This is a genomic window from Mesorhizobium sp. WSM4846 (genome assembly GCF_055811415.1).
On sequence record NZ_JBVVPZ010000020.1, the window covers coordinates 57,049 to 71,518 of the forward strand.

The following is a 14,470-nucleotide window of genomic DNA, read 5'->3' on the forward strand; positions in this document are numbered from 1 at the left end:
ATCGCCCATCAAGACCTACTCGGCGTTCAAGACCTACTCGGCGTTCAAGACCTACTCGGCGTTATTGTCCGGGCCAGCGCCTTCAGTACCGGTATCCAGAGTTGCGTCGCCCTCGACACTCTCTTCGGCTTCCTCGTCCGACTGCGGTTCCGTTATCCGCTCCACCGAAACGACCTTCTCGCCGTCAGCAGTGTTGAAGATGGTCACGCCCTTGGTGGCGCGGCTGGCGAAGCGAATTCCGTTGACCGGCACGCGGATGACGGTGCCTCCATCCGAGACGAGCATGATCTGGTCGTCATTGCCGACCGGGAAAGTCGCGACCAGACGGCCGATCTCAGCCACTTTCGACACATCGGTGGCGCGGATGCCCTTGCCGCCGCGCCCTATCTGGCGGAAATCATAGGAAGACGAGCGCTTGCCGTAGCCATATTCCGTCACCGTCAGCACGAACTGCTCGTGTGCCTTGAGGAATTCGTAGCGCTCGTCGGAAAGCTCCGTCTCCTCGCCGACCTCCTCATTGGTGAGCTGGAAGTCTTCGTCCTCGCCCGCCGCAATGCCGGCGGCGAGCCGCCGTTCGGCCGCCACCCGCTTGAGATAAGCCGCGCGTTCGGCCGGCGACGCATCGACATGTTCGATCACCGCCATCGAGATCACCCGGTCGCTGGCAGCCATGGCGATGCCGCGCACGCCGACCGAGTTGCGGCTCTGGAAAACGCGCACGTCGCTGACCGAGAAGCGTATGCACTGGCCGGAGCTTGCGGTCAGCAGCACGTCATCATTGTCGGTGCAGGTCTCGACGCCGAGTATCTCGTCGCCCTCCTCTTCCAGCTTCATGGCGATCTTGCCGTTGCGGTTAACCTGGACGAAATCCGACAGCTTGTTGCGGCGCACCGTGCCGCGCGTCGTGGCGAACATCACGTCGAGTTCGCCCCAGCTGGTCTCGTCCTCGGGCAGCGGCATGATCGTGGTGATGCGTTCGCCCTGCTCCAGCGGCAGCATGTTGATCAGCGCCTTGCCGCGCGACTGCGGGTTGCCGATCGGCAGGCGCCACACCTTTTCCTTGTAGACGATGCCGCGCGAGGAGAAAAACAGCACCGGCGTGTGCGTGTTGGCGACAAACAGCCGGGTGACGAAATCCTCTTCCTTGGTCGACATGCCGGAGCGGCCTTTGCCGCCGCGGCGCTGGGCCCGGTAGAGCGACAACGGCACACGCTTGATGTAGCCGGAATGGCTGACCGTCACGACCATGTCCTCGCGCTGAATCAGGTCCTCGTCTTCCATATCCGCCCCGCCATCGGACAGCTCGGTGCGGCGCGGCGTGCCGAACTCGTCGCGCACGGCGGCAAGCTCGTCCTTGACGATCTGCTGAATGCGGGCGCGCGACGACAGGATGTCCAGGTAATCCTTGATCTCGTCGCCGATCGTGTTCAACTCGTCGGCGATCTCGTCGCGGCCGAGCGCTGTCAGCCGCTGCAGGCGCAGTTCGAGGATGGCGCGCGCCTGTTCCTCGGACAGATTGTAGGTGCCGTCCTCGTTGATGCGGTGGCGCGGATCGTCGATCAACAGGATCAGCGATTCGACGTCGCCCGAGGGCCAGCGCCGCTCCATCAACTGCTCGCGCGCCGTCTGCGGATCCGGCGCGCTGCGGATCAGCTTTATCACCTCGTCGATGTTGGCGACGGCAATGGCAAGGCCGACCAGCACATGGGCACGGTCGCGCGCCTTGCGCAGCAGGAATTTCGTGCGCCGGCTGATCACGTCCTCGCGGAAGGCGACGAACGCCTTCAGCATGTCGGTCAGCGTCAGCAATTCCGGCTTGCCGCCGTTCAGCGCCACCATGTTGGCGCCGAACGACGTCTGCAGCGGCGTGAAACGGTAGAGTTGGTTGAGGATGACGTCGGCGACCGCGTCGCGCTTCAGTTCGATGACGACACGGTAGCCCTGGCGATCACTCTCGTCGCGGATGTCGGAAATGCCTTCGATACGCTTGTCGCGCACCAGCTCGGCCATCTTCTCGATCATCGACGATTTGTTCACCTGGTAGGGAACCTCGGTGATGACGATCGATTCACGGTCGTTGCCGCGCGCCTCGACGTTGACGCGGCCGCGCATGACGATAGAGCCGCGGCCGGTCGAATAGGCGCTGTAGATGCCGGAACGGCCGAGCACGATGCCGCCGGTCGGGAAATCCGGCCCTGGAATGATCTCCATCAGCGCCGGCAGATCGATCGCCGGATTGTCGATGAGGGCAATGGCGCCGTTGCAGACCTCGCCCAGGTTGTGCGGCGGGATGTTGGTGGCCATGCCGACGGCGATACCGCCGGAGCCGTTGACCAACAGGTTCGGAAAGCGCGCCGGCAGGACTTTCGGCTCGCTGCCGGACGCATCATAAGTGTCCTGGAAATCGACGGTGTCCTTGTCGATGTCTTCCAGCAACTCATGCGCGACCTTGGTCAGCCTCGATTCGGTGTAACGCATCGCCGCCGGCGGATCGCCGTCGATCGAGCCGAAATTGCCCTGCCCGTCGATCAGCGGCACGCGCAGCGACCAGTCCTGCGCCATCCGCACCAAGGCGTCGTAGATCGAGGCGTCGCCATGCGGATGGTATTTACCCATCACGTCGGCCACCGGGCGCGCCGACTTCACATATTTGCGGTTCCAGTGGTAGCCGCTCTCATGGGCAGCGTAGAGGATGCGGCGATGCACCGGCTTCAACCCGTCGCGCACGTCGGGCAGCGCACGGCTGACAATCACGCTCATCGCGTAATCGAGATAGGAGCGCTGCATCTCCTCGATGATGGATATCGGCTCGATGCCGGTGGGCCCGCCGTCGGCGCCGCGCGGTGTCTTCTGGTCGGTCAAATCAGGTCACAATCAAATCGGGAATCACTCGGTGCTTATATAGGAAGCCGGGCCGAAACTCCAACGTCCGCGGCAGTTTTCCAGTGTCGGTTTTTGTGGTGATTTCAAAAGGATATCACTGATTGCGACGATATGGCCGAGGCGCTTTCGTGGCCGCCGGGGCAAAGCTCATTGGCAGGCCAATTTTTTGCTTCACAAAGCCGGAACCACGGATGCGTTCGGCAATTTATCGCCTCGCCGCCGGAGCCGGTAGGCGCCGGGCGCCTCCCCCATCACGCGGCGGAAACGGTGGTTGAAGGTCGACAAATCGTTGAACCCGGCTTCGAAGGCGATCGTCGAGATCGCCTCGTCCGACATGCGCAGCCGCACCGCCGCCCTGTGCAGCCGGGTTTTCAGCACGAATTGGTAGGGCGTCATGCCCGCGACATGCCGGAAGCTGCGCAGGAAATGGTAAGGACTGGTCGCCGTTTCGCTTGCAAGCTCGGCGAGCGAGACCGGGCTTTCGGCATCCTTTTCGATGCGCCGCACCGCCTCCGCGACGCGTTTCTGATCGCGGCGGCTCGGTGAACGGGCAGCGGGCGTGAGACCGGAGGCGACGGCTGCGCCGGCAATCCGCAGTCCGAGTTCCTCGAACGCCTCGATGTCGGCCATCTCGCGCGCGGCTTCCGCCTCGGCCAGCAGCCGTGCCAGCCCCGGCAAGGGCGGCAGAAGCGGCGTCTTGAAGGCCAGCTTCTTCGCGCCCGGCACATCGGCGACGATCTGTTCCATATAGGCCGGGCTGAAATGATAGGAGATGCAGCGGTCGCCGGCGCCATGCTCGTGCCCACACTCGTAGCAAGTGCGGGGGTTGCCGAGCAGAATCGCGCCCGGCGTCAGCATCGCCGTGCCTTGGCGTGCGCGGTAGCGGAAGGTGCCGTTGGTCACCACCGCGACACAGAAGGTGCGATGCTCTTCCTCGAACGGGCGATCAGCGACGCCGGCAGTGCAGACCACATCCGACACCCGCCAGCCTTTTCCGGACGCCAGTGTATGCACGCTCGTCGTCATGGCCGAAAGATAGCAATTTTTCCCAAGCGCAAGAAGAGTGCCAGGGCCTATTCTTCCCGGTCTCCTGACAATGTGGGCAGAAAACCATGTTCAATTCATCCTCCTTTGCCGAAGCCCTGCACAGTGACGGGCCAGCCGCAGGCCTTGCCGAAAAACTGAACCTTTACGGCCGCTTCGTCGGCGCCTGGACGTTCGATGCCACGCGCCATCTCGAAGACGGCCAGGTGCTGACCGGACGCGGCGAGGTGCATTTCGGCTGGGTGCTCGAGGGCCGCGCGATCCAGGACGTATGGATCTTGCCCGTGCGGAACAGTGGCGCACAGAGCTCGCTCGGCAAATGGACCTTTTATGGCACGACACTGCGCGTCTATGACCCCGGCGTCGACGCCTGGCATATCATCTGGAGCGATCCGCGCACCCAGTATTACAGCCGCCAGCTCGGCCGCGCCGAGGGCGACACCATCGTCCAGCAAGGCGCCGACGGCACCGGCGCCTCGGTGCGCTGGAGCTTTTCTCGGATCACCGAAAATTCGTTCCGCTGGCTAGGGGAACGCTCTCAGGACGATGGCGCGACCTGGCGGCTCGAAGTCGAGTTCCTGGCGCGGCGCGTCGCCAGCGCCTGACCTGCACGGTTCCCCCTGACGCCGCTTTGCTCTACCAATGCTGGGGTCTCGGGCACCGCCCGGCGGGGAGGGTCAGAGATGCCGAGCTTCGACAGCCTGTTCAACGCCTTCGTCACCATTCTGGTGACCATCGACCCGCCTGGCCTGGCGCCGCTCTTCCTCGCCGTGACGCGCGGCATGAACCGCGAGGAGCGTAACCAGGTTTCCGTGCGTGCCTCGATCATCGCTTTCCTGGTGATGGCGCTGTTTGCAATCGCCGGCGCATCGATCCTGTCGGTGTTCGGCATCACGCTGCCGGCGTTCCGCGTCGCCGGCGGGTTCCTGCTGTTCTTCATCGCCTTCGAAATGGTGTTCGAGCGCCGGCAGGACCGCAAGGAGAAGATCGGCGACGTCGCCATCACCAAGGACATGATCCACAACATCGCCGCCTTTCCGCTGGCGATCCCGCTGATCGCCGGTCCGGGCGCAATTTCAGCGACAGTCCTGCTGTCCGGCTCGTTTCCAGGTTTGGGCGCGCAGGCAGCCCTTGTCGGCATCATCGCGATCTGCCTTGTCATCACCTATCTGGTGTTCGTGCTGGCCGAACGCATCGACCGCATCCTTGGCCAGACCGGCCGCTCGATCCTGACCCGGCTGCTCGGTGTCATCCTGGCGGCGCTTGCCGTGCAGTTCGTCGCCGACGGCGTCAAGGCGCTGATGGCGGCATGAAAATGAAAGCGGCCTCGCGCTTGATTGCCGAGGCCGTCATTTTCGTTGTCCATCTCGCGCAACGCCACTGGACGCTATCCTACTTCGCCGTCGTATCAATAACTTCGAAGTCGTGGGTGATCTCGGCGGTCTTGGCCATCATTGCCGAGGCCGAGCAGTATTTTTCGATCGACAGGTCGATCGCCCGCCTGACCTTGTTATGCGCAAGCGCGCGGCCCTTGACGATGAAATGCATATGGATGCGGGTGAACACCCGCGGCTCCTTCTCCGCCCGGTCGGCGTCGAGTTCAACCACGCAGTCTTCGACCGCCTCGCGGCCCTTTTCGAGAATGTGGACGACATCATAGGCCGAGCAGCCGCCAGTGCCGAGCAGCACCAGTTCCATCGGGCTCGGCCCCGGCGTCTTGCCGTCCGGTCCGAACGCGGTTCCCAGCACCACCTTGTGACCGCTGCCGGACTCGCCGACGAAAGTGCGCTCTTCGACCCATTTGACGCGTGCTTTCACCTGATACGTCCTTTCACCGCACACCGCTCAAACGCACAACGTCCCGAAAATCCAAGACAGATTTTCGGGACGCCAATGCGTGGCCTCAAATAGCTGGCTGTCAGCTCGCGCAGAGCCGCTCGCTCCAAGCGATCAGAACGGAATTTCGTCGTCGAGTTCGCGCGACGAACCGCCGCCACCCTTGTTGCCGCCGCCGCCGCGATTGAGACTCTCGCCCGGGCCGGACTGGCCGAAATCGGAACCGCGGCTGCTGCCGCCACCGGCATAGCTGCCGACCTGACCGCCCTCGCCCTGCCCGCGTGCGTCGAGCATCTGCAGTTCCCCACGGAATTTCTGCAGCACGATTTCGGTCGTGTAGCGGTCATTGCCGGTCTGGTCCTGCCATTTGCGCGTCTGCAACTGGCCCTCGACATAAACCTTGGCACCCTTCTTCAGATACTGCTCGGCGACCTTGGCGAGCTGCTCGTTGAAGATCACGACATTGTGCCACTCGGTCTTTTCCTTGCGCTCGCCGGAAGTCTTGTCGCGCCAGCTTTCCGACGTGGCGACGCGGATATTGACGACCGGCTCACCCGAATTCAAACGGCGGATTTCCGGGTCCGCCCCGAGATTGCCCACCAGAATGACCTTGTTGACGCTACCCGCCATGATACTTCTCCGCGCTCATCCGAAACAAATTTTCTCGCTCTCACCTTATAGACTGCGGACATTCCCCGCCTGCCGTGGCTGGCTTTTCCCACAAGGTTTTTGTTCTCTTTTCGTTCTATAACCATCAATCCGTTTTGTCAAGGAATGTCAGCAATCGATGGGTTCCGCCGTACCGTTCCATATGGGCGCGAAAAGACTGCTTGCCAAATCAATAAGCGTAGACTTATGCTTCCGGCATGATCGAAGCCGAGATTTTTCGAGCGCTTGCCGACCCGACGCGCCGCGCCGTCTACGAACGGCTCGCCGCCGGCGAGATGACGGTATCGGAACTGCGCAGCGGCCTGAGCGTGTCGCAACCGGCCGTGTCGCAGCATCTCGCAGTGCTGCGCGGCGCCGGCCTGGTGGCCGAGCGGCGAGCCGGCCGCAACGCCTATTATCGCGCCGATCCGCAAGGGCTTGACCCACTGCTCGGCTGGATCGAGCGCTACCGTGCGTTCTGGCCCGAGCGTATCGAACGGCTCAAGGCGGTTTTGAAGGATATGGACCAATGACGGCAAAACAGCATTCAGACATGACCGCAGATTCAATCGAGTTCGAGTGCGAGCTTCCAGAGCCGCCGGAAAAAGTGTGGCGGGCGCTCACTGTGCCGGACCTGCTCGCGGCCTGGATGATGCCGAACGACATCAAGCCGGAGATCGGCGGCCGCTTTGCCTTTGCCAGGCCGGATGCACCGATCGAGTGCGAAATCCTGGACGCCGAGCCCGAACGCCTGCTGCGTTACTCCTGGCGGGAGCGGCCGGCGCCTGGCAATACAGCGGATCCGCTCACCAGGCCGCTGGACAGTATCGTCACCTTCACGCTCGACCGCACTGTGTCGGGCGGCACCCATCTGCGCATCGTCCACAACGGATTTGCGCGAGTAGCCACGCCTGCAATTGCCGGCGCCGGTTGCAGGCTTTCGCTCAACGCACACAGCCCCAGACAGACCATAGCCGCAAACACGCCTCGCCTCTCCCTGCGCGCGGCCTGAGCAGCACAACGGAGAAAAAGCGATGAGCGGTTTTGCCAATCTGGTGCCGATGGTGATCGAGCAGTCGAGCCGCGGCGAACGCGCCTTCGACATTTTTTCGCGGCTGCTGCGCGAGCGCATCGTCTTCATCAACGGTCCGATCGACGACAATGTGTCGGCGCTGGTCTGTGCCCAACTCCTGTCGCTGGAATCCGACAATCCCGATAAGGAGATTTCCCTCTACATCAATTCGCCGGGCGGCGTGGTGACCAGCGGTTTCGCCATCTACGACACGATGCAGTATATAAGCAGTCCGGTATCCACCGTCTGCATGGGCTTTGCCGCCTCGATGGCCTCGTTCCTGCTGATGGCCGGCACACCGGGGCGACGCATCGCGCTGCCCAACGCCAGCATCCTGCTGCACCAGCCGTCAGGCGGTTTCCAGGGCCAGGCCTCCGATATCCAGCGCCACGCCGAAGGCATCCTCAGGACCAAGCGGCGCATGACCGAGCTTTACGCGCACCACTGTGGTCGCACGTTCGAAGAAGTCGAACGCACGCTCGACCGCGATCATTTCATGACCGCCGCGGACGCAAAGACATGGGGCCTTGTCGACCATGTTTTTGACACGCGCAAACAGGCGGCTTGAAAGCGCCAAAGAGCGAAAGCCGCCAAGCCGTTCGGCCAGTTTGATCGCCACCGGTCTTGCTTCGGCCAGAGTGCGGCGATACAGTCCGCCGATGTCTGAGATCTCACGCATTTGCTTGAACCGGCTGATTATCGGTATCGCCGTCGCGGCGATGACCTCCGGCGCGGCGTTCGCCGAAGACAGTTCACCGCCTTCGCAGAACGGCACGCTGCCCGGTGTGACCAACGACTATCGCATCGCCAAGCCGGTGCCGAACCCGACGAGGCCGTGTCCAGCAACGGCCAGTTCAAGATCGGCGATACCGATGTCTGGATTTCCGGCAGCATAACCTTCGATGTCGGCGCGGGCTCGATGAAGGCCCCCCGGTGATAGGACACCTCCATCGGCCTTCATCGCTGCGGCTCTGAAACGAACAGCCCCGCCGCTGCTTCCGCAAACGGTCGGGGCTTTTTTGGATCTGAAATCCAAACTTGCCGGGAGTACACTGCCGGCTTTTGATTTCGGATGCTTCGCGGCATTCAGCCGACGATCCGACTAGTAGTCTCTGATTTTAATGGGATCGGCAGGTCACGGTTTGTCGGGCGGCGCAAAACGCCTAGCCCTGGCACTTATGCCTGCCGGGGCTCCAGCGACACGTGGAGCCTCAAGGGACTGTCCGGTGGAGTCATTCCTTTGCTCTCCTTTTCTGTCCATTGCGACTGGTGTCGTCCGAAGCGCATATCGCAAAGCCTGCGGCGTCTCGCAGGCCGCCTTGGGGCGGCGAGGCCATCGAAAGACGGTCGGCTTCGGTTGACGTTTGGAGTCTGCCCCCCTGAGTCCGAGACGTCAACAGTTGGATAGCCGATTTACCAAAAACGTGATCGCTTGTGTGGCGAATCCGAACTTTGCATCCGTTTTGAGCAGCGCGACGTCGGCTGTGGATTACATGAACGCATTTGTCAGGAGCGTGTTCGGCCTTTGTTCTTTCCGCTTGCTCGCCCGCGCGAAAGACGGTTAAAGGCTTGGTCGAGAGTTCTCTCGAAACGGTGGCGAAATTACCTACATAGGGGATGGCTGGGACAACCCGCCATCCCACGAGATTCCAGATCTGAGGCGGCGACCGGCGATGGCCGACCATAAATATCTTTCCATTCGCGGGGCGCGCGAACACAATCTGAAGAATGTCGATCTCGACCTGCCGCGTGACAGCCTGATCGTCATGACCGGGCTGTCGGGGTCAGGCAAGTCGTCGCTCGCCTTCGACACCATCTATGCCGAGGGCCAGCGCCGCTACGTCGAGAGCCTGTCGGCCTATGCGCGGCAGTTCCTCGAAATGATGCAGAAGCCTGATGTCGACCAGATCGACGGCTTGTCGCCGGCCATCTCCATCGAGCAGAAGACCACGTCGAAGAACCCGCGCTCGACGGTTGGCACCGTCACCGAGATCTACGACTACATGCGGCTGCTGTTCGCGCGCGTCGGCATCCCCTATTCGCCGGCCACCGGCCTGCCGATCGAGAGCCAGACGGTGTCGCAGATGGTCGACCGCGTGCTGGCGGTCGAGGAAGGCACGCGTCTGTTCATCCTGGCGCCGATGGTGCGAGGCCGCAAAGGCGAATACCGCAAGGAACTGCTGGAGCTGCAGAAAAAGGGTTTTCAGCGCGTCAAGGTCGACGGTGTCTTTTACGAAATCGCCGACGTGCCGGCGCTGGACAAGAAGTACAAGCATGACCTCGACGTCGTCGTCGACCGCATCGTCGTGCGCGGCGATCTGGCGACGCGGCTTGCCGATTCCATCGAGACCGCGCTGAAGCTCGCCGACGGGCTGGCGGTGGCCGAATTCGCCGACCGGCCGCTCGACGCCAGCCAGACCGGCGAGGATTCGGTCAACAAATCGAAGAATGAGACGCATGAGCGCATCCTGTTCTCCGAAAAATTCGCCTGCCCGGTGTCAGGCTTCACCATTCCCGAGATCGAGCCCAGGCTGTTTTCCTTCAACAACCCGTTCGGCGCCTGCCCGACCTGCGACGGCCTCGGCAGCCAGCGCGCCATCGACGCCAGCCTGATCGTGCCCGACGACAATCTGTCGCTGCGCGCCGGCGCCGTCAGCCCATGGGCGAAATCGACCTCACCCTATTACGTGCAGACGCTCGAGGCGCTGGGCAAGGCTTATGGCTTCAAGCTCGGGGACAAGTTCCGGGACCTGACCGAAGAGGCAAAGCGAGCCATCCTGCACGGCACCGGCGAGCGCGAGGTCACTTTCCAGTATGATGACGGGCTGCGCTCCTACCAGACGACAAAGACCTTCGAAGGCGTGATCCCCAATCTCGAACGGCGGTGGAAGGAAACCGAATCTGCCTGGATGCGCGAGGAGATCGAGCGCTTCATGTCGGCCACGCCTTGCCCGGCCTGCCGCGGCTACCGGCTGAAGCCGGAAGCGCTGGCGGTGAAGATTGCCGGCAAGCACATCGGCGAGGTCACCGAGCTGTCGATCCGCAAGGCCGACCAATGGTTCACCGAGCTGCCCGCCGCACTCAGCGACAAGCAGAACGAGATCGCGGTGCGCGTGCTCAAGGAAATCCGCGAGCGGCTGCGCTTCCTCAACGATGTCGGGCTCGACTACCTGACGCTGTCGCGCAATTCCGGCACGCTGTCGGGCGGCGAGAGCCAGCGCATTCGGCTGGCCTCGCAGATCGGCTCCGGCCTCACCGGCGTGCTCTATGTGCTGGACGAGCCGTCGATCGGCCTGCACCAGCGCGACAATGCGCGCCTGCTCGACACGCTGAAGCATTTGCGCGACATCGGCAACACGGTGATCGTCGTCGAGCATGACGAAGACGCCATCCTGCATGCCGATTATGTCGTCGATATCGGCCCGGCCGCCGGCATCCACGGCGGCCACATCATCGCGCAGGGAACGCCGCAGCAGATCATGGCCAGCCCCGCCTCGATCACCGGCAAATATTTGTCCGGCGAGCTCGAAGTGGCAACGCCGGCGGTGCGGCGCGAGGCCAAGAAGAACCGGCGCCTGAAGATCGTCGGCGCGCGCGGCAACAATCTGAAGAACGTTACCGCCGAAATCCCGCTCGGCACCTTCACCGCCGTCACCGGCGTCTCCGGCGGCGGCAAGTCGACCTTCCTGATCGAGACCTTGTTCAAGGCGGCGTCGCGCCGCATCATGGGCTCGCGCGAGCACCCGGCCGAGCACGACCGCATCGAGGGCCTCGAATTCCTCGACAAGGTCATTGATATCGACCAGTCGCCGATCGGACGGACGCCGCGCTCCAATCCCGCCACCTATACCGGCGCCTTCACGCCGATCCGCGACTGGTTCGCCGGCCTGCCGGAGTCCAAGGCGCGCGGCTATCAGCCAGGCCGCTTCTCGTTCAACGTCAAGGGCGGTCGCTGCGAAGCCTGCCAGGGCGACGGCGTCATCAAGATCGAGATGCACTTTTTGCCCGACGTCTATGTCACCTGCGACGTATGTCACGGCAAGCGCTACAACAGAGAGACGCTCGACGTTCTGTTCAAGGGCAAGTCGATTGCCGACGTGCTCGACATGACGGTCGAGGAAGGCGTCGATTTCTTCGCCGCCGTGCCCGGCGTGCGCGACAAGCTGGAGACGCTGAAGCAGGTCGGCCTCGGTTACATCCATGTCGGCCAGCAGGCGACGACTTTGTCGGGCGGCGAGGCGCAGCGCATCAAGCTGGCCAAGGAACTGTCGCGCAAGGCGACCGGCAAGACGCTCTACATCCTCGACGAGCCGACCACCGGCCTGCATTTCCACGATGTCGCCAAGCTCTTGGAAGTGCTGCACGAGCTGGTCGATCAGGGCAACACGGTGGTCGTCATCGAGCACAATCTCGAGGTGATAAAAACCGCGGACTGGGTGCTCGACCTCGGTCCCGAGGGCGGCGACGGCGGCGGCGAGTTGGTGGCCTCAGGCACGCCGGAGGATATCGTCCGCGAAAAACGCAGCTACACCGGCCAGTTCCTCAGGGAACTTTTGGAGCGGCGCCCCGGAGGCAAGCGCGAAGCGGCGGAGTGAGCGAAGACTGGCTGGCGTTTGGAAAATCCTCAAATAAGATCAGAAGAGCGCTTGCCGTTGATGCTGTCGTCCGGCTGACGCAAGCCGCCTATGCACCCTACGCCCAATCCGCATTTCGACATGGCTTAAGCTGTCGAAACGCTCGCTACGGCCTGATCCATTTCAACCCGGGAGGACGACTGTGACTCAATCTGGAACAATCCGCGCCGGCATGGGCGGCTGGACCTTCGAGCCCTGGGACAAGTCTTTCTACCCCGACAAGTTGTCCAAGGCGAAGCAACTGCACTACGCGACCCGGCAGGTGCCAAGCATCGAGGTCAACGGCACCTTTTATTCGAGCTTCAAGGAGCCGACCTTCGTCAAATGGGCAAACGAGGCGCCGGACGGTTTTGTCTATTCGCTGAAAGGCAACCGTTTCGTCACCAACCGCCGCGTGCTCGGTGAGGCCGGCGAGTCGATGACGCGTTTCCTGGGATCGGGCGTCGCCGCGCTCGGCGACAAGCTCGGGCCGATCCTGTGGCAGTTCGCGCCAACCAAAAAATTCGACCCGGACGATTTCGAGGCTTTCCTCAAGCTGTTGCCTGAAAAGCAGGACGGCGTTGCGCTGCGCCATGCGGTCGAGGTGCGCAACGACAGCTTCGTCGTGCCGGAATTCGCCGCCCTGGCGCGCCAATACAAGGTCGCGATCGTCTACGCCGACCACACCAAATATCCAGCGATCGCCGACGTCACCGGCGATTTCATTTATGCCCGGCTGCAGACCGGCAGCGACGACAATCCCGACTGCTACACGCCAACTGCGCTCGACGAATGGGCGGCCCGGGCGAAGAGCTGGGCGCAGGGCAAGGCGCCGGCCGACCTGCCGCGCGCCGATCCCTCAACCGAAGCACCGGTCAAACCGCGTGATGTGTTCGTCTACTTCATTACCGAAGGCAAGGCCCGCGCGCCGTTCGGCGCCATGGCGCTGATGAAGCGCGTCACAGGCTGACGTTGGCGGCACAGCGCATCCACCCCTTCGGTCATGCCGCCACCACGACTTCGTTGTAGGCATCGAGATCGACGAAGAACACCTTGGTGAGCTCCGCGATCAGTTGGTCGTGGTCGTATCCTTGCGATTTCAAAATATCGATGGCGGTCATGATGTCGACGCGCTCGGTAAGCCGTCGTTTCTGGTAGTCCTCGACGTAACGTTCCATCGGCTGCCCTGGCCCAAGTGCCCCAAATGCGTTTGAACAACGATCAGATCGCAGGAGGAGGCTGCTTGCACGAAACGTGCCGGCTGAGCCTGCGCCTGATCTGTCGACGTGACTGATACGGAAAGCGGCCGACTCAACAAGGCCAAGTAAAGCCTAGCACGCAATCTTCAGCGCGCCAAAGTTGCACACGGTGTCGTTGAAGAAAAACTGAGCAGATCTCGCGACTTCGTCATCCTTGGGCGCAGCGACGCGAAGCGGAGCGAAGACCCAAGGATCCATGCCGTAACTTCAGAGCGTCGCCACGGGGCAGAATCCAGGATACTGTACGCTGGAAAACGGCTTCTGTTCTTGACCGCTGCACTCTTTGGCTGACTGCACGGCATGGATCCTGGGGTGTGCGCCGCGTCGCTTTGCTCCTTGCTTCGCCCCAGGATGACGATGGGATGAACCCTACACCGTAAGAAATTTCCTCACATCCGCCTGGTCGAGATCCTCGGCCGGGCCGGTGTGGACGATCAGGCCGCGGTCCATGATGTTGACCTCGTCGGCCAATTCCCGGCAGAAATCGAGATACTGTTCGACCAGCAGCACGGCGATATCGGCCTGGTCGCGCAGATAGCGGATGGCGCGGCCGATATCCTTGATGATCGACGGCTGGATGCCCTCGGTCGGCTCGTCGAGCACCAGCAGTTTCGGCCGCATCACCAGTGCCCTGCCAATGGCAAGCTGCTGCTGCTGGCCGCCGGAAAGGTCGCCGCCCCTGCGGCCGAGCATCTGCTTCAGCACCGGGAACAATTCGAAGACGTGGCCGGGGATGTTGCGGTCGGCGCGCTTCAATGGCGCAAAGCCCGATTCGAGGTTTTCCCGCACGGTGAGCAGCGGGAAGATCTCCCTGCCCTGCGGCACGAATGCGATGCCCGACCGGGCGCGATCATACGCCGCGCTCCGGTCGAGCGCCTTCCCCTCGAAGGCAACGCTTCCGCTCGTCAGCCGGTGGTGGCCGACGATCGATCTCATCAAACTGGTTTTGCCGACGCCGTTGCGGCCGAGCACGCAGGTGATCTTGCCGGCGCCGGCCTTCAGCGAGACGCCACGCAGCGCCTGGGCGGCGCCGTAGTGCAGCGTGGCGTTGGAGACTTCGAGCATGGTCAGCGCCTTCTCCAGCGCCTGAAGAACGAAAGATCGAAATGATGGAA

General features: G+C 62.7%; 14 protein-coding genes. 8 read left to right on the forward strand and 6 right to left on the reverse strand.

All coding sequences use genetic code 11. The annotated features are described in order from the left end of the window. Positions 1–51 precede the first annotated feature (51 nt). Positions 52–2,862 (reverse strand): DNA gyrase subunit A, encoded by a 2,811-nt coding sequence (gene gyrA, locus AC0L15_RS18090; protein ID WP_091593714.1) that lies wholly within the window; start codon positions 2,860–2,862, stop codon positions 52–54. A gap of 192 nt (positions 2,863–3,054) precedes the next feature. Beyond that, the gene (locus tag AC0L15_RS18095; protein WP_473496680.1) at positions 3,055–3,909 is read right to left on the reverse strand and encodes a helix-turn-helix transcriptional regulator; all 855 of its coding nucleotides are present in this window, start codon (positions 3,907–3,909) and stop codon (positions 3,055–3,057) included. 86 nt (positions 3,910–3,995) lie between these two features. Here AC0L15_RS18095 and AC0L15_RS18100 point away from each other — a divergent pair, with 86 nt between their 5' ends. Together AC0L15_RS18100 and AC0L15_RS18105 are read left to right on the forward strand one after the other, a co-directional pair. Beyond that, positions 3,996–4,532: a hypothetical protein gene (locus AC0L15_RS18100; RefSeq protein WP_023801165.1), complete on the forward strand. Its 537-nt coding sequence runs from the start codon at positions 3,996–3,998 to the stop codon at positions 4,530–4,532. A gap of 78 nt (positions 4,533–4,610) precedes the next feature. Beyond that, a complete protein-coding gene (locus AC0L15_RS18105) occupies positions 4,611–5,240 on the forward strand; it encodes a MarC family protein (RefSeq protein ID WP_023801164.1) in 630 nt (209 codons plus the stop codon). A gap of 79 nt (positions 5,241–5,319) precedes the next feature. Here the strand turns inward: AC0L15_RS18105 and AC0L15_RS18110 are convergent, their stop codons facing one another. Then, positions 5,320–5,745 carry an OsmC family protein gene (locus AC0L15_RS18110; protein ID WP_473496681.1) on the reverse strand — a complete coding sequence of 142 codons (426 nt, stop codon included), beginning with the start codon at positions 5,743–5,745 and terminating at the stop codon, positions 5,320–5,322. Positions 5,746–5,877: 132 nt separating this feature from the next. Next, the gene (locus AC0L15_RS18115) at positions 5,878–6,393 is read right to left on the reverse strand and encodes a single-stranded DNA-binding protein (protein WP_023801162.1); all 516 of its coding nucleotides are present in this window, start codon (positions 6,391–6,393) and stop codon (positions 5,878–5,880) included. A 236-nt stretch (positions 6,394–6,629) separates the two neighbouring features. On the opposite strand from AC0L15_RS18115, the gene AC0L15_RS18120 reads away from it, so the two are divergent. The 6 genes from AC0L15_RS18120 to AC0L15_RS18145 all read left to right on the forward strand — a co-directional run bounded on the left by AC0L15_RS18120 (position 6,630) and on the right by AC0L15_RS18145 (position 13,066). Beyond that, positions 6,630–6,944, forward strand: a complete 315-nt coding sequence (locus tag AC0L15_RS18120) for an ArsR/SmtB family transcription factor (RefSeq protein WP_023801161.1) — start codon at positions 6,630–6,632, stop codon at positions 6,942–6,944. Then, positions 6,941–7,423: an SRPBCC family protein gene (locus AC0L15_RS18125; RefSeq protein WP_287284303.1), complete on the forward strand. Its 483-nt coding sequence runs from the start codon at positions 6,941–6,943 to the stop codon at positions 7,421–7,423. The genes AC0L15_RS18120 and AC0L15_RS18125 overlap by 4 nt, the downstream gene beginning before the upstream one ends. 22 nt (positions 7,424–7,445) lie before the next feature. After that, positions 7,446–8,051: an ATP-dependent Clp protease proteolytic subunit gene (locus tag AC0L15_RS18130; protein ID WP_287322357.1), complete on the forward strand. Its 606-nt coding sequence runs from the start codon at positions 7,446–7,448 to the stop codon at positions 8,049–8,051. A 91-nt stretch (positions 8,052–8,142) separates the two neighbouring features. Then, the gene (locus tag AC0L15_RS18135) at positions 8,143–8,379 is read left to right on the forward strand and encodes a hypothetical protein (RefSeq protein ID WP_306454974.1); all 237 of its coding nucleotides are present in this window, start codon (positions 8,143–8,145) and stop codon (positions 8,377–8,379) included. Between the two features lie 777 nt (positions 8,380–9,156). Further along, positions 9,157–12,078 (forward strand): excinuclease ABC subunit UvrA, encoded by a 2,922-nt coding sequence (gene uvrA / locus AC0L15_RS18140; protein WP_287290660.1) that lies wholly within the window; start codon positions 9,157–9,159, stop codon positions 12,076–12,078. 181 nt (positions 12,079–12,259) lie between these two features. Continuing rightward, positions 12,260–13,066, forward strand: a complete 807-nt coding sequence (locus AC0L15_RS18145; RefSeq protein WP_287247788.1) for a DUF72 domain-containing protein — start codon at positions 12,260–12,262, stop codon at positions 13,064–13,066. Between the two features lie 31 nt (positions 13,067–13,097). On the opposite strand, the gene AC0L15_RS18150 is transcribed toward AC0L15_RS18145, so the two are convergent. Beyond that, a complete protein-coding gene (locus AC0L15_RS18150) occupies positions 13,098–13,274 on the reverse strand; it encodes a hypothetical protein (protein ID WP_128183072.1) in 177 nt (58 codons plus the stop codon). Between the two features lie 450 nt (positions 13,275–13,724). Further along, positions 13,725–14,420 (reverse strand): urea ABC transporter ATP-binding subunit UrtE, encoded by a 696-nt coding sequence (gene urtE / locus AC0L15_RS18155; protein ID WP_287247789.1) that lies wholly within the window; start codon positions 14,418–14,420, stop codon positions 13,725–13,727. Positions 14,421–14,470: the final 50 nt, after the last annotated feature.

Bases quoted from the DNA above. Each gene is read 5' to 3' on its own strand.
- AC0L15_RS18095 (WP_473496680.1), bottom strand. From the start codon at position 3,909: ATGACGACGAGCGTGCATACACTGGCGTCCGGAAAAGGCTGGCGGGTG.
- AC0L15_RS18100 (WP_023801165.1), top strand. From the start codon at position 3,996: ATGTTCAATTCATCCTCCTTTGCCGAAGCCCTGCACAGTGACGGGCCA.
- AC0L15_RS18105 (WP_023801164.1), top strand. From the start codon at position 4,611: ATGCCGAGCTTCGACAGCCTGTTCAACGCCTTCGTCACCATTCTGGTG.
- AC0L15_RS18115 (WP_023801162.1), bottom strand. From the start codon at position 6,393: ATGGCGGGTAGCGTCAACAAGGTCATTCTGGTGGGCAATCTCGGGGCG.
- AC0L15_RS18120 (WP_023801161.1), top strand. From the start codon at position 6,630: ATGATCGAAGCCGAGATTTTTCGAGCGCTTGCCGACCCGACGCGCCGC.
- AC0L15_RS18125 (WP_287284303.1), top strand. From the start codon at position 6,941: ATGACGGCAAAACAGCATTCAGACATGACCGCAGATTCAATCGAGTTC.
- AC0L15_RS18130 (WP_287322357.1), top strand. From the start codon at position 7,446: ATGAGCGGTTTTGCCAATCTGGTGCCGATGGTGATCGAGCAGTCGAGC.
- AC0L15_RS18135 (WP_306454974.1), top strand. From the start codon at position 8,143: ATGTCTGAGATCTCACGCATTTGCTTGAACCGGCTGATTATCGGTATC.
- uvrA (WP_287290660.1), top strand. From the start codon at position 9,157: ATGGCCGACCATAAATATCTTTCCATTCGCGGGGCGCGCGAACACAAT.
- AC0L15_RS18150 (WP_128183072.1), bottom strand. From the start codon at position 13,274: ATGGAACGTTACGTCGAGGACTACCAGAAACGACGGCTTACCGAGCGC.
- urtE (WP_287247789.1), bottom strand. From the start codon at position 14,420: ATGCTCGAAGTCTCCAACGCCACGCTGCACTACGGCGCCGCCCAGGCG.